This window comes from Microbacterium azadirachtae (genome assembly GCF_000956545.1).
Classification (GTDB): Bacteria; Actinomycetota; Actinomycetes; order Actinomycetales; family Microbacteriaceae; genus Microbacterium; species Microbacterium azadirachtae.
On record NZ_JYIT01000074.1, the window covers coordinates 80491 to 94566 of the forward strand.

Genomic DNA, 14076 nt, shown 5'->3' on the forward strand with positions numbered 1-14076 from the left:
TTCAGTAGCCCTTCTCCAGGATGGCTTCGACCTCACGGGTGGAGGGCATGGCGGTGGAGCACTCGCGTCGGGAAGCCACGATCGCGCCGGCGACGTTCGCGAACCGGAGGATGCGTTCGAGGTCCCACCCCGAGAGGAGCCCGTGGATGAGGGCGCCGCCGAACGAGTCACCGGCGCCGAGGCCGTTGACGACGTCGACGAGGTAGGGCGCGACCTCGATGGTCTCGTCACGGGTCTTCGCGAGCACGCCCTTGGGCCCCTGTTTGACGATGGCGAGTTCGACGCCGCGCTCGAGCAGCGCGTCGGCGGCGCGTATCGGCTCGGTCTCGCCGACGGCGACCTCGCATTCTTCGCGGTTGCCGACAGCGACCGTCACGTGCTCGAGAGCCCGAGCAACCTGGGCGGATGCCTCGGCGGTGTTAGCCCAGAACATCGGCCGGTAGTCGAGGTCGAGGATCGTGTGCTGCCGACGGCCGCGGGTAGTAAGCGCCGAGAAGTGCGCGGCGCGGCTGGGCTCCTGGCTGAGGCCGGTGACCGTCAGCCACAAGATGCGGGCCTCTGTGACGACCTCCGAGTCGAAGTCTGCCGGCTCGATATCGAGGTCGGGCGCCTTCGGGTCGCGATAGAAATAGAGCGGGAAGTCGTCGGGCGGGAAGATCTCACAGAACGTGATCGGAGTCTTCAGATAGGGGTCGACGCCGACGTAACGGTTCTCGACGCCGAGGCGATCCAGTTCCCCGAGCAAGTACCGGCCGAAGGGATCGTTTCCGACGCGGGAGACGAGCGCGGCGCGGTGTCCGTGGCGAGCGGCCGCGACGGACACATTCGCGGCGCTGCCACCGAGGTACTTGCCGAAGGTGTCGACCTCGGCAAGGCCCAGGCCCGTCTGCAACGGGTACAGATCCACGCCGAGCCGTCCGGCCACGAGGACATCGAGTTCGAGGGTCGTCCCACTCATCGCAGGCGCACACCACCTTCACTGGTCATTTCGTCGAGCACATTCTCGCTGAATGTCCTAACAATAACACAACTTGAGGTTTCGGCAAGGCCCTCTCGCATGACAAGGCACCGCGGACGTAAGATTGTTCCGACATTCAGTCGAAAGGGCGTAATTATGGCAGGCGATGACGCGATCTGGCCGGACGAGCTGTTCCAGGACCTCGACCGCACGGGCCCTGTGCCCATCTACTTCCAGATCTCAAGCCGACTCGAAGCCGCCATCCACGACGGCACGATCCCTGCCGGCGCACGGCTCGAGAATGAGATCTCGATCGGCCAGCACCTCGGCGTCTCGCGACCCACCGTGCGGCGGGCCATTCAGGAACTCGTCGACAAGGGCCTGCTTGTGCGCCGACGCGGCATCGGCACCCAGGTAGTCCAGGGTCAGGTCACGCGCCAGGTCGAGCTCACGAGCCTGTACGAAGACCTGACCAGTGCCCACCACTCCCCCGGAACAGTCGTCCTCGCGCACGAATTGGTGCCTGCCAGCGACCAGGTCGCATCTGCGCTCGGCGTGGCCCCGGGCGCAGATGTCGTCTACCTCCGCCGCCAGCGCACGACCGACGGCATCCCCGTCGCGGTCCTCGAGAACTATCTGCCCTCCGAATTCGGCGAGATCACCAGCGAGCAGCTGAGCGAACGGGGCCTCTACCAAATCTTGCGTGCGCGGGGTGTGGCCATACAGATCGCCAAGCAGCGCATCGGCGCGCGACGCGCGGCCGGCGATGAGAGTGGACTGCTCAATGTCGACAAAGGCAGCCCAGTCCTCACGATGGAACGCGTCGCCTACGACAACTCCGGCCGCGCCATCGAGTTCGGCCACCACTGCTACCGCCCCGACATGTACAGCTTCGAGACAACGCTGGTCGCGAAGTAACGTTGGAGCAGTCCGCGCCTGGATTGCATCAAGCTCAGCTACACAAGTCACTCGCAGGCGCATTGCCGACGTGGAGAAGACGTGACCCCGCTCAGTCACGAGTTCCGTCGATGTCGCGAAGCCGCCCAGCGCGTGGTGCGCGCCTCCCCATCAGCCGCGCAAGGAAGCCGAACACTGGTGCGCGATCAGGAACTTCCATCGAGTCATAGGTGAGAACGATTATCTAGGGTTAGAGCGTTGGCCATGCCTCACGCTGGGATCCGCCGTTGTCAGGACTCCGCTGCACTCCAGGCAAGCCAGCAGGGCAGTCCTGGACAGCATCTCGATGCGTTTGCGGTCAGAGGAGGTGGCTTCAAACGCCAGACCGAACGGAGTCTTGAAGCCCACTATTGAATCGCAAGCAGACGCCCTGGAGAGGGCACCGGAGCCCCGATCGGGTCGCCATCTTCGAGCGGCAGGATGAGGCGCCGCCTTACGTCTGAACATGGCTTAGTCCGTCCTGGACGCTGTCAACCGCCGTCGACACGTGGTCAGCCATGATTCAAGGGGTGGAAGTCACGCTCTCCGCAGCCGAGGTCGAGCTCAAGCCTCGCGCGCCCTGCGCCGACGGCGTGTAGCTCGCAGGCGCGTTACCCACCCGGCCCCCGGTCGGCAGCGCGCCGGCAGGATCACCCCATCCGTCCACGGTATCCGGAGCACACCGTGGGCCTCGCGGCGGCCGAGACTGATCCGTTCAGACCGCTCTTGATCTTGGTTTGCACTGGCTGCGAGTCGGGTCTGTGGTTGACAAGTTTCGCAGCCACGAAAGACGCAACAGCCGGTGGCATGTCCAGGATGTGCTGCCGTTCGTCGAGACGGTATCGTTCATCCTCGAAACAGAGTGATTAGCGACCCGTCATCGACTGCTATTTGGATTTGGCGTAGATGTTGGCATTGTCCCCGCGCACGGTACCCGTCGGCAGCTCCTGGCCGTCATTGCGGTAGTAGTCGCCGTGGTACTGGTAGCCGTAGTAGGCGGCGCCGCTGCCCCGGCGGGGGACCTTATTGAGCACGAGGCCGAGGGCACGCGCGCCGGCGCGTTCGAGGTTCCCGATCGCCTTGCCGAGGACTTCGTACGTGGTCTTGCCGACCGTGCCGACGATGATCGCGCCATCGGCGCTGTGCGCGAGTACCGCGGCGTCCGTGACGGGGACCAGCGGCGGGGCGTCGACGATGACGATTGCTTCGCGTGCGATCGACTTCAGCAGTTCGCGCATGCGCGCGGATCCGAGTACCTCGCTGGGGTTCGGCGGCACCTTGCCTGCGGCGACCACGAGCAACTGTCCGTTGCCGAAGCGCTGCGCGACCTCGGCGATCGTCGCACACCCGGCGAGCACGTCCGAGATGCCGGCCCCCTTGGGCAGGCCGAACACGGTGCCGATCATGGGACGGCGCAGGTCGCCGTCGATGAGCACGACCGGCTGACCGCTGGACGCCAGGGTGACCGCGAGGTTCGAGGAGATCGTCGACTTGCCGTCGCCGGGCAGCGGACTGGTGACCACGATGATGCGCGGCGGGTTATCGACGTCCATGTACACCAGGTTGGTGCGCAGCTCGCGCACGGCCTCGCCGATGCCGAACAGGTGCGCGCTGTCGCTGTCTTCTTGGCCACCCGCTCGCGATAAGCACCGCCGCTACGATCCACGTGGGCCCCACGATCAATGCCACCGCCACGCTGTCCACTCTTTTGGGAACGTCGATGACGCAGGTCGACAGGGATCCGTCGTTGACGTGAGCCCGGGAGCAAACGACTGGTGGCTCCCGACGACGTTTCGGGAGCCACCAGTTCTTGTCAGGACCCCCCGAGCCTGACGCACACGACAGGCGCGACGGTATTCGCACCTGCTGGTATTTGGAGGTGGCCCCCGCCGAATCTGGGGAGAATAGGGGCGGGGGCCGTCGCCAACGTCTTGGGAACGCCGGGTCGCGGTTTGCGACAGGGAACAGTGTGAGGTTGCGAGAGGGCGCTGCTGTGCGGATCTGCCCGCCTCCGCGCACAATGATTCGTCTACCGCGGATACTGATCGCTCACTGTGTCGAGCTGCTGGCCGAGTGCGCCGCCTTCCGGTATTGGTACGGGCTCGGCAGCTGAGCGGAACGGAACGCCCGCCTCATGCGCTGCACGTCACCGAAGCCTGCGAGTGAGGCGACTTCTTCGAGGGAGAGGAAGGCGCGGTCGGCATCCGCGAGCAGTTTGCGCGCTTCAGTGAGGCGGCGGTCTCGGATGACCCGGGTCAGGCTGAGACCCTTCTTCGCGAAGATCTGCTGGAGCCGCCGTACTGACACTCGCATGAGTGCGGCGATCGAGGGGACGGTCAGGTTTGGGTCCATGTAACGGCCGGAGATCACCGACATCGCCTCCGTGTACGGATCGGCTCGTCCAGGCTTGTTAAGTTGACCGATTCCGACGACACCGAGCACGATCCCGATCATCATCTCCGTCACGAGCTGATCTACCAGATACCCGCTCAGCGGGTCCGCTGGGGTACTTTCGACCACTGCCGCCGCGAATTGCCGAATCGGGTCAGCGAGGGTTCCTGCCGGGCTGAACGTCATCGCGTTTGCCGGACGAACGACCCGATAGTCATCGAGGATCTGAAGAGGACACTCCACAAAAACGAGCTCGGTACCCGGCAGATACGACACCGAGCGGTCATCTCCCGGCATCACAACCATGCCGTACCCGGCTCCGAACACCTCGTCCCCGGCCGGTTCATGAAGAGTTGCCTCGCCTGCCGAGATCAGCCCCATGAAGAACGTTTGCTTGTCGGGGCCGTGCCGTAGCCTGAAACGCCCGCCGTCCACGGTGGTTACCGTCATGACGTGGACGCTGCCGGTGAAGAACGCCTGCCCTTCCAGATGAAGGGAACTCGAATTGGGAGTCCAGATTTGGATTAGTCCCATGTCCCCCGGCCAGGGCGAACCGAGGCCGTTTTGGATACTGCCAGGAAGCATCACACCGTTGATCATCACCCGGTCTCCCACCAGGCGGAATGAGAATCGACGCCCAACGGGCAGGCGAACATGAGCCATCGTGTTTCTTTCGGTTCAATTGAGCCAGAAGGCCCAGCGCACAGTCATTGCCGTCCACGATTATGGAGTAACGGTCAGTGGGTCGAAAACACGCCGACCGCTTGTTGCGCGAGCTGCGATATCCTCAGCGTCACGGGCGCTTCGGTGTCGGCGGTCTTCACAGGCACACAGCCTGTAGAACGCATGTCCCAATCTGGGTAAAGTCCTCTCATGCCCTCCCACCCGCTCTCCCCCGACGACGCGCTGGGAATCAAGATCCGCACGGTCGTGTCGCGGAACCAGTTCGCCACGGACCCCGACGTGATCGCGGCCGTCGTCGACCAGCTCTACGAGACCGCCAGCGGACGGCTTGACCTGCTCGCCGAGGAAGTGGGCCTGTGGGTCGGGTTCTACGAGGCGGATCCGTGGACGACCACGCTGGCCGCGCGCCTGCGCGAGCTCCCGCTGCTCATGGACGAAGCGATCACGCTCGGCCGTCGACGCCGCGCGGCACCTATGCTGGAACGTCGGGCTTCACCGACGGGTGAGCACGGTCGGACGTGCTCCTGAACTTCTTCGGCGCTCCCCTGCGGAGTGAGGTTACGCTTGTCTTTCGCCAGATCCCCCCGATTTGGCTCCGGGCCCCCGCGCATCCGTTCGGCGGATTCCAGTGGTCGTTGCAACACGATGTGGTTCTGAGCATGGCAGAAGGGCCCGGTCGACCGTGAATGTTCGACCGGGGCTTCTCGGCGTTTCTGGGGTCGGTGAGGACGGCTCGGTCGGGTTGCGGTGACTGTGCCTGAGGGTGTCCGAGGGTCAGGCGGCATCGATAAGTGCGGCGAGGCGCTGCGCTGGCGTCTGCCAATTGAGGATCTTGCGGGGACGGGTGTTGAGCTCGTGAGCGACGCGGGCGAGATCGTCGGCGGTGCGGACTGAGACGTCTGTGCCTTTCGGGAAGTACTGACGCAGGAGCCCGTTCGTGTTCTCGTATGAGCCGCGCTGCCAGGGAGAGGCGGGGTCGCAAAAGAACACGGGAATGCCGGTCTCGATCCGGAACCTCTTGTGCTCGGCGAGCTCACCGCCCTGATCCCAGGGCAACGACCTGCGCAGGTGGGCGGGCAAGACGGTCATGGTCTGTGAGAGGGCGGCGCGGACCGTGGCCGCGTCGCGCGTGCCTGGCAGATGCACCAGCATCACGTAGCGGGTGGTGCGCTCGACGAGCGTGCCGATCTGTGAGCCCAGGTTCTTTCCGATGATGAGATCGCCTTCCCAATGACCGGGGACGGCGCGGTCTGTGATCTCGGGTGGACGCTCGGAGATCATCACCATCGGGTCCGTGAATCGAGCTCAAGGCTGAGATCATCCGCTCGTTGGCCGGCGCCGCCGACCGCGGACTCCCCGAACCAACCGCGGCCGCGGACCTCACCAGCTCCGCCGAGTCCCTGCTCCAGCGGTTCATCGAGATATCCGACGTCGCTACCGGACAGGAGCGGGTTGACGGCGACCCCGAAGAAGAACAGCGCCACCGCAGTCTTAGCCTCTAACGATCACCAGGATCATCACGGGATCAAAAATGGAATCAAACATGTGATCTACTGTGTTCTTTACTACGAGATTGGTAGGGCGATAGTTATGACGATGATCGAGACGACAAAGCTCAGCGCGTACAACGATTCGATCCGGCACGATGTCCCCGGACTCGTCGACGAAGTCCGTCGTGTGCTCGGCGCCAAGCTCGTCGCCTACATCGCCGGCGTCGGCGAGACGCGTGCCGTCCGGGAATGGGCCGAGGGAGAGCGCAAGCCGTCCCCGAAGGCTGAGCAGACGCTACGCCTCGCCTACCGGATCGTGCGTCTCATCGAGCAGAGCGAAGGCTCCGGTGTCGTTGCGCCCTGGTTCCAGGGCATGAACCCGCGCCTCGGCGACAAGTCCCCCTCCCGCGTGCTCCGTGAAGAGCCGACCGAACAGGCGCGCGCCGCGGTCCTCGCTGCCGCCAACCTCTTCGTCGGCGCGTGAGCGCCTGACCCGAGATCGCCATCGTCGACGCGGCCGGCGCGCCCATCTGGCGCGTCGGCCGCGCCCCCGACCCGTGGGCGTGGATCGACAGACAGTACGGAGGCGAGCAGCGCTGGGACGACCCAGGCCAGCTGTTCCGCACCATCTACGCCGCCGACGCCGCGTCCGCCTGCTACGTGGGAATCCTCGCCCCCTACCGACCGGACCGGTACCTTCAGCAGGACCTGGACGGCATCAGCGAGGATCCCGCCGACGCCGCCGAGTTCCCCGTCCCACCCGCAGGCGTAGGTGCATTGTGCCGTGCTGCGCCCGCAATCGCGATGGCATGGGCATTTCGATGATCACCCGCCCACAGGGCGCAGCCGTGCGGGCGCCGTGCCGTCCCGTGAGGCCAGATTGGGCGTCTCCGGCCCGATTCTTGAGACGTGCCACGAGGCGCCGAGGCTGCGCCCTGTTGGGGCGGGGTGCAAGCACTGGACTCGTCGGACGAGAGGTGAAGGAACGCTCACCGCCCCGTCATGTTCGCCGAGACCGGCGGCGGGGTGCCGTGCTGGTCCGCATCGCGAGGCTGACTGACGTTCGACCCGTACCTTACGGGTATCTCCGGTCAGCCTGGGTGTCGCCAGATGGGCTCGGGCTTTCAGGGTCCGCTTGTTCGCGGGACGCTCGAAGCGGCACCTCCCTGATGAAGATGACGAGAACGAGGCCTGCGATAAGCATCGGGATGAGCATCACGAAGACGGGGGTAAGCGCGTCGTTGTATGCGCCGACGATGATGTCGCGGATCTGGTCGGGCAGCGTGTTGACGGCGGCGGGTGTGAAGGAACTCGTGTCTCCCGCGGCTCCGGCGGGCATGCGCTCGGCGAGGAGGTCGGTGAGACGGGCGCTGAACAGCGCACCGACGATGGCGCTGCCGAGGGACGCGCCGATCTCGCGGAAGAAATTGTTCGATGCAGTCGCAGTACCAACCTGGGTGTCAGGGAAGGAATTCTGCACGATGAGGACGAGGATCTGCATGCAGAGCCCGATGCCCGCACCGAGGACGAAGAGGTACGCGAGGATTACCCAGAGCGGCGTGTCGACCGTCATGGTAGACAACAGCCAGAGGCCTGTGGCGACGACGATCATGCTCGCGACCGGCATCCACTTGTAGCGGCCGGTCTTGGAGGCCAGGAACCCGGTGGTGATCGCGGTGGACATCAGGCCGGCGATCATGGGGAGCATCATGAACCCTGAGACGGTCGCGTTGACCCCGGTGGCCATCTGCAGGTAGGTGGGCAGGTACGCGAGAGCGCCGAACATCGCGACGCCGATGAACAAGCCGGCCGCGGTGGAGAGGACGAAGTTGCGGGATTTGAACAGGGCCAGCGGGATGATCGGCTCGGACGCCCTGTACTCGGCGAGGACGAATAGGGTGGCGAAGACCGTGGCGATGATGATGAGCCAGATGATTGTCGGCGAATTCCACTCGTACTCGGTGCCACCCCAGGAGGCGACGAGGATGATCGCCGTGACGGAGACCGCCATCGTCAGCGTCCCCCACCCGTCGAACCTCACCTTCGCGTGGCGCTTCGAGAGCTGGAGGAAGACGACGGCGAGGACGATTGCGACGATCCCGAGGGGGATGTTGATCCAGAACGCCCACCGCCAGTCGATGGCCTCGGTGAACCATCCGCCCAGCAGGGGTCCCGCGACGGAGGAGATGCCGAAGACTGCACCCATGACGCCCATGTACTTGGAGCGCTCGCGGACGGGGACGACATCGGCGATGATCGCCTGAGAGAGGATCATGAGCCCGCCGCCGCCGATGCCCTGCACGGTGCGGCCGACGATCAGCCAGGTCATGTCCTGTGCGGCACCGCCGATGATCGAGCCGATCAGGAAGACGCTGAGCGCTCCGATGAACAGGCCCTTTCGTCCGATCAGGTCGCCGAGCTTCCCATAGATCGGCATCATGATCGTGGCCGCGACCAGATACCCGGTCGTCACCCACAGCATGTGGTTCACACCGTGGAGTTCACCGACGATCGTGGGCAGCGCGGTGGAGAAGATCGTCTGGTCCAGCGACGACAGCAGCATCGCGACCAGGAGACCGGCGAACACAAGCAGGATGCGACGTTTGTCCGTCGGCGAGGCAGGTGCGGGCGGTTCTTGGGAGGTGGCGGGCGCGATGGTTTCAGTCACCCTTCCATGGTTCCCGCGGCGCGATCGCTGCGCGTCCCGCCGGCGTGGCATCTTCGTGTACCGCGAACGCAGTAGACAAAGATCATTCCCCGGGCCTGAGGAGACCGGATTCGTAGGCGAGGATCACGAGCTGCGCGCGGTCGTGGGCGTGGACTTTAGTCATGATTCGGTTCACATGTGTTTTCGCCGTGTGCGGGGAGATGACTAGCGTGTCGGCGATGTCCTGGTTGGTTCGACCTTTGGCGACCATGAGGAGGACTTGCTGCTCCCGTTCGGTCAAGGACTGCAATGCGGGAGATGTCGGTGCCGCTTCCGACGGTCCGGCCGGAGAGACGAAGCGGTCGATGAGTGCGCGTGTGGCTGCGGGTGACAGGAGCGCGTCGCCGGCGTGCACGGCCCGGACGGCGCGCACGATCTCCTCCGGTTCCGCGCCTTTGCCGATGAATCCGCTCGCACCGGCACGGAGCGCAGCGACAAGGTACTCGTCTTCCTCGAACGTCGTCAGAATCAGCACCTTCGTGTCGACGAGGTCGAGATCGGCGCAGATCTCGGCGGTAGCGGCGATACCGTCAATCTCGGGCATGCGGATGTCCATCACGACCACGTCAGGACGCAGCTCCCCTGCACCAGCAATGGCTTCGCGCCCGTCAGCAGCCTGCGCGACCACGGTGATGTCGTCGCAGCCGGCGAGGATGTCGGCGACGGCTTGCCGGATGAGGGGCTGGTCGTCGACGATGAGCACGCGTGTCATCGTGTCTTCTCTCGGGCCAGCGGAAGTACGGCCTCGACCTTCCACCCTGCCGGCGCCGGACCTGCGGTGACACTGCCTCGGACGGAGGCGACGCGTTCCCGGAGGCCGAGGAGCCCGAGTCCCGCCCCTCGCGGCTCGTCCGCGGTGGCCGCAGCGGTATCCATCGGGTTGGTGACAGTCACCCCGACAGCATCTGTGGTGATGTGGACGAGGACATGCGCACGATGCTCCGTGCTGTGCTTGTGGGCGTTGGCGAGGGCCTCTTGGACGACACAGTATGCGACAAGATCCGTGGCCCCGGACACCCACCCCAGATCACCCTCAATGCGAGTACGGACGTCGAGTCCTGACACAGCGAAGGAGGCCACGAGATCCTCCAGCTGTCCCAGGCCTGCCTGAGGTCTCGGCGCGGTCTCGCCATCGTCATCGGCGCGGAGCATCGCCATGAGGTCGCCGATCTCTCGCAGCACAGTCCGGGCCGCTTGCCGGATCGCGGTAAGGGACTCCTTCGCCTTCTCGGGGTGGGCGTCGACGACGGACGAGGCGACACCCGCGTTCAGGCTGATGACCGAGATCTGGTGGGCGACGGCGTCGTGCAGATCACGGGCGATTCGCAGCCGTTCCTCGCTGACGCGGCGGCGCGCCTCCGCCTCCCTCGTTTGCACGGCACGTTCGGCGCGCTCGTTGATCGCTGCGACGTAGGCGCGGCGAGACCGCGTCGCGTCTCCCGCGGCCGCCGCGAATGCCACGAGGAGCCCGAACTGCAGCACCCGTGGATCAAGCGGGGTCCCCACCGACACCAGCAAGGAGAGCAGCATGAGCGTGATCGCCGCGCACGAGCCGACGACGAACCCGCGCAGCCGGGTGGTCCCGGTCGCGACATAGAACACGGCCACAGCCACAGCGATCCCAGCCCCGGGAGACAGTGTTCCTGCTGCCGCCGCCACGCCAAACACGATCACCAGCAGCGCCAAAACCGTGACGGGCCAGCGCCGCCGCCACGGAAGGATCACGACCGGGGACAGAACCAAGACGACGACTGCCGGGCTTGCCGGCGAGAACTCCGCAACGGGCGCGGGCAGGAACGCCATCGCGACGACGACCAAACTGACGAGGGCATCAGGCAGCCATCGAGGCGGCGAATGCGGAGCCTTCGGCACCTCGGGCAGATCGATGGGCTGCGTCACCCCTCCAGTCTGCCCTCCACCCTCTAGGCCGGTCATCCCATGCCCGTAGTACCCGCTCATACCGCGAACGCGGTAGACGAGGTGTCCACGGATGTGGGACGCGCGCTGCACCACGAAACGCAAGGGTGGAAGCACCCCGATCACGAACGGAGCCCCCCTCAATGACCACCCCGATCCTGCACGTCCGAGACGTGCACAAGTCCTATGGACGAGGCCAAAACCGTTTCGACGCGCTCAAAGGTGTGTCCTTCGCCATCGACGAAGGCGAATCCGTCGCCATCGTCGGCAAGAGCGGCTCCGGGAAGTCGACACTCATGCACGTCCTCGCGCTCCTCGACGCGCCAGACTCCGGGCGGATCCTCCTCGAAGGCACCGACACCTCCAACCTTCGAGGGTCGAGACTCAATAAAACCCGCAACAAGACCTTCGGGTTCGTGTTCCAACAGTTCTTCCTCACCGGCAACGACACCGTCATCGAGAACGTCATCCTGCCGCTGAAGATCTCCGGCATCCGCCGCAGCGAACGCCGTCGACGCGGGATGGCCGCGCTCGAACAGCTCGACCTCGCCGACAAGGCAAAGAACAAGGCACTCAACCTGTCCGGCGGACAGAAACAGCGCGTCGTGATCGCCCGCGCGTTGGTGAACAACCCGCGGATCATCTTCGCCGACGAACCCACGGGCAACCTCGACACCGCCACGGGCGCCGCCGTCGAAGACATCCTCTTCGCCCTCAATCGGGAACACGGCATCACGCTCATCGTCGTCACCCACGACGAAGAGCTCGCCGCCCGCTGCGACCGCCGCATCGTCATCCGCGACGGCCAACTCATCCAAGACTCCGGCACGGAGGTGGCCGCATGAAAACCTCAGACCTGATCGGCTCCGCGATCTCCAACACCTTCCGGTCGAAGACCCGCACGATCCTGACAATCCTCGCGATCTTCGTCGGAGCGTTCACCCTCACCCTCACCAGCGGCCTCGGTACCGGCATCAACGCCTACATCGCCGACACCGTCGCCGGCGTCGGCGCCTCTGATGCCATGACCGTCAGCAAGACCAACAAGGATGCGACCGGAAGCCTCGGACCGAACTCCTCCGAACCGCGCAAGTACGACCCGAACGCTGTCTCCAGCGGCATCCCCGGACAGACCGTTCTCGCCCTCACCCCCGACGACATCAACACGCTCAAGGGCATCGACGGCGTCCGCAGTGTCGACGCGATCCGAACAATCACGCCCGACTACATCCAGGCAGGCGACGGCACCCAGTTCGTCGCATCCGTCGGCAGCCTGGTCCCCGGCCAGACCGCCGTCCTCGCCACCGGCAGCGAACCCGATCCGAAAACCACCGACCCGCAAATTGCGCTCCCCGTCGCCTACGTCAAGCCGCTCGGCTTCGACACCAACAAGGACGCGATCGGGCAGACCATCACCATCGGCATCACCGACGCCGAACGCCACCCGCACACCCTCGAAGCCACAGTCGTCGGCGTGACCGAGGAAGCGCTTGCGAGCCCGACAGGATCCAGCATCCTCATCAACAACGCCCTCAGCGACGCCCTCTTCACCGCGCAGACAACCGGCCTCACCCCTGAGCAAGCCGACCGCTACGCCTCCGCAACCGTCTGGTTCAACCCGGACGCCACTGACAAACAGATCCACGCACTCAAGGACCGCCTCACCGACAAAGGCTTCACCGGGACCACGATCGCCGACCGACTCGGCATGATCACCACCGTCATCGACGGAATCGTGCTCGTCCTCAACGCCTTCGCGATCATCGCGCTCCTGGCCGCAGCCTTCGGCATCGTGAACACCCTCTACATGTCCGTCCAGGAACGCACCCGCGAGATCGGGCTCATGAAAGCAATGGGCATGGGATCCGGCCGCATCTTCACCATATTCAGCCTAGAAGCCGCGTTCCTCGGCCTCCTCGGAAGCGCCATCGGTGCCGGCATCGCCATGCTCGCCGGCACCGGGATCAGCAGAGCGCTCTCCGCAGGACTACTCGCCAACCTTCCCGGGCTCACCCTGATCGCGTTCGATCCAGCCTCCATCGCCATAATCATCATCCTGGTCATGGTCATCGCGTTCCTCTCCGGCACCCTCCCCGCAGCCCGCGCCGCACGCAAAGACCCCGTCGACGCCCTCCGCTACGAATAGTGACAGCTGTGAGGGGTGGAGCAGACCAGAATCCGCCCCTCACAGTCGGCTTTCCAGCTGTCCTACACCTGGGACCAAAGTCCTCGGTGCGCTCGCGCGAACCCGCGGATAAACAAACGCGCCGGCCAGGCCTCGACGAGAACGGTGATCGGGAGACCGGGATCCGCTCGGAGCAGGACTCCCGAGTTGTAGTGCCCAGGCAGGTTGTTTGAGATCCGGCTGATGGGCCGGGAGCTTTCCGATGGCGGTGTGGGGCAGGTCGAAGTGTCACCTATCCGTGCAGCAGACCCAGGTGCCTCACACCGGTTGCGAATGATGAGGCCGGTGAGAGCGCCGGTGACCTCAGACTGGGTACGAGGGTGAGCCTGCAGTTGGCGGCTGCAAGGTGACGGCCTGTCCTCGGCTGTTCAGCTTCTCAGGGTCGTTGAGCCGCTCTTCGACGGTCGTCGCGGTCGCCTCTGCGCCGGTGGAGGTCATGATGATTGTGTGGTGGTTGACGTCTGGGATGACCTGGGGCACCAATTGAGGGACCTCACGCGCCCAGCGACTCACGGTGTCCGTCGCGAAGAGCGGCATGTCGTCGGAGAGCCCCCGTGGCGCAAGCAGCAGGACAGTCCGCGCGGGCAGAGACAGGAGCGCAGTCGCGTACCCGTCCCGGCCGTCGAGCTCTTGCGCATCGGCTGCGACAGCGGCCGGGTTCGCCGAGCTGGTCCGTGCGACGCCCTCTCCGACGAGGTCGTAGCCGACGTAGGCGTCGATCGCGGCGTTCCAGTAGGGTCCGAATGCGGGGTGGCGCTTCCAGTACGCCCGGTAGGCCTCCTCGTGGGGGAAGGTCATCGAGAGTCGT

12 protein-coding genes and 2 pseudogenes are annotated in these 14076 nt (G+C 65.2%); 5 read left to right on the top strand and 9 right to left on the bottom strand.

Annotated elements, in window-relative coordinates:
* Position 1 precedes the first annotated feature (1 nt).
* Entirely contained in the window at positions 2 to 958 is a 957-nt protein-coding gene (iolC, locus tag RL72_RS09095) for a 5-dehydro-2-deoxygluconokinase (protein ID WP_045250506.1), read from the bottom strand.
* A 156-nt stretch (positions 959 to 1114) separates the two neighbouring features.
* On the opposite strand from iolC, the gene RL72_RS09100 reads away from it, so the two are divergent.
* Positions 1115 to 1876, top strand: a complete 762-nt coding sequence (locus tag RL72_RS09100; protein ID WP_045250507.1) for a GntR family transcriptional regulator — start codon at positions 1115 to 1117, stop codon at positions 1874 to 1876.
* Between the two features lie 905 nt (positions 1877 to 2781).
* Here RL72_RS09100 and RL72_RS09105 read toward each other — a convergent pair.
* Positions 2782 to 3477 (bottom strand): CpsD/CapB family tyrosine-protein kinase, encoded by a 696-nt coding sequence (locus RL72_RS09105; protein WP_052674293.1) that lies wholly within the window; start codon positions 3475 to 3477, stop codon positions 2782 to 2784.
* Between the two features lie 466 nt (positions 3478 to 3943).
* On the bottom strand, positions 3944 to 4885 hold the full coding sequence (locus RL72_RS09110) for a helix-turn-helix transcriptional regulator (RefSeq protein ID WP_045250508.1): 942 nt from the start codon (positions 4883 to 4885) through the stop codon (positions 3944 to 3946).
* A 273-nt stretch (positions 4886 to 5158) separates the two neighbouring features.
* Between RL72_RS09110 and RL72_RS09115 the strand changes: the two genes are divergently transcribed.
* A complete protein-coding gene (locus tag RL72_RS09115) occupies positions 5159 to 5497 on the top strand; it encodes a hypothetical protein (RefSeq protein ID WP_045250509.1) in 339 nt (112 codons plus the stop codon).
* A 246-nt stretch (positions 5498 to 5743) separates the two neighbouring features.
* Here RL72_RS09115 and RL72_RS09120 read toward each other — a convergent pair.
* A pseudogene (locus RL72_RS09120) lies at positions 5744 to 6268 on the bottom strand (IS30 family transposase); the annotation flags it as partial.
* A complete protein-coding gene (locus RL72_RS20070) occupies positions 6250 to 6453 on the bottom strand; it encodes a hypothetical protein (protein WP_052674294.1) in 204 nt (67 codons plus the stop codon). The gene RL72_RS20070 and the pseudogene RL72_RS09120, both read right to left, overlap by 19 nt.
* Positions 6454 to 6565: 112 nt before the next feature.
* On the opposite strand from RL72_RS20070, the gene RL72_RS09125 reads away from it, so the two are divergent.
* Positions 6566 to 6943, top strand: a complete 378-nt coding sequence (locus RL72_RS09125; protein WP_211256044.1) for a hypothetical protein — start codon at positions 6566 to 6568, stop codon at positions 6941 to 6943.
* Positions 6944 to 7534: 591 nt separating this feature from the next.
* Here the strand turns inward: RL72_RS09125 and RL72_RS09130 are convergent.
* The 3 genes from RL72_RS09130 to RL72_RS09140 form a co-directional block, all read right to left on the bottom strand.
* Complete coding sequence (locus RL72_RS09130; protein ID WP_045250511.1) at positions 7535 to 9127, bottom strand: MDR family MFS transporter; 1593 nt, start codon at positions 9125 to 9127, stop codon at positions 7535 to 7537.
* Between the two features lie 82 nt (positions 9128 to 9209).
* Entirely contained in the window at positions 9210 to 9878 is a 669-nt protein-coding gene (locus RL72_RS09135) for a response regulator transcription factor (protein WP_045250512.1), read from the bottom strand.
* A complete protein-coding gene (locus RL72_RS09140; protein WP_169748223.1) occupies positions 9875 to 11065 on the bottom strand; it encodes a sensor histidine kinase in 1191 nt (396 codons plus the stop codon). Before RL72_RS09140 ends, RL72_RS09135 begins: the two co-directional genes overlap by 4 nt.
* A 161-nt stretch (positions 11066 to 11226) precedes the next feature.
* Between RL72_RS09140 and RL72_RS09145 the strand changes: the two genes are divergently transcribed.
* Together RL72_RS09145 and RL72_RS09150 are read left to right on the top strand one after the other, a co-directional pair.
* Positions 11227 to 11928: an ABC transporter ATP-binding protein gene (locus tag RL72_RS09145; RefSeq protein WP_045250513.1), complete on the top strand. Its 702-nt coding sequence runs from the start codon at positions 11227 to 11229 to the stop codon at positions 11926 to 11928.
* Positions 11925 to 13229: an ABC transporter permease gene (locus tag RL72_RS09150; RefSeq protein ID WP_045250514.1), complete on the top strand. Its 1305-nt coding sequence runs from the start codon at positions 11925 to 11927 to the stop codon at positions 13227 to 13229. The genes RL72_RS09145 and RL72_RS09150 overlap by 4 nt, the downstream gene beginning before the upstream one ends.
* A 342-nt stretch (positions 13230 to 13571) precedes the next feature.
* Here the strand turns inward: RL72_RS09150 and RL72_RS09155 are convergent.
* Positions 13572 to 14076: pseudogene (locus RL72_RS09155) on the bottom strand (hypothetical protein); the annotation flags it as partial.

Bases quoted from the DNA above. Each gene is read 5' to 3' on its own strand.
- iolC (WP_045250506.1), bottom strand. From the start codon at position 958: ATGAGTGGGACGACCCTCGAACTCGATGTCCTCGTGGCCGGACGGCTC.
- RL72_RS09100 (WP_045250507.1), top strand. From the start codon at position 1,115: ATGGCAGGCGATGACGCGATCTGGCCGGACGAGCTGTTCCAGGACCTC.
- RL72_RS09110 (WP_045250508.1), bottom strand. From the start codon at position 4,885: ATGATCAACGGTGTGATGCTTCCTGGCAGTATCCAAAACGGCCTCGGT.
- RL72_RS09115 (WP_045250509.1), top strand. From the start codon at position 5,159: ATGCCCTCCCACCCGCTCTCCCCCGACGACGCGCTGGGAATCAAGATC.
- RL72_RS09125 (WP_211256044.1), top strand. From the start codon at position 6,566: ATGATCGAGACGACAAAGCTCAGCGCGTACAACGATTCGATCCGGCAC.
- RL72_RS09135 (WP_045250512.1), bottom strand. From the start codon at position 9,878: ATGACACGCGTGCTCATCGTCGACGACCAGCCCCTCATCCGGCAAGCC.
- RL72_RS09145 (WP_045250513.1), top strand. From the start codon at position 11,227: ATGACCACCCCGATCCTGCACGTCCGAGACGTGCACAAGTCCTATGGA.
- RL72_RS09150 (WP_045250514.1), top strand. From the start codon at position 11,925: ATGAAAACCTCAGACCTGATCGGCTCCGCGATCTCCAACACCTTCCGG.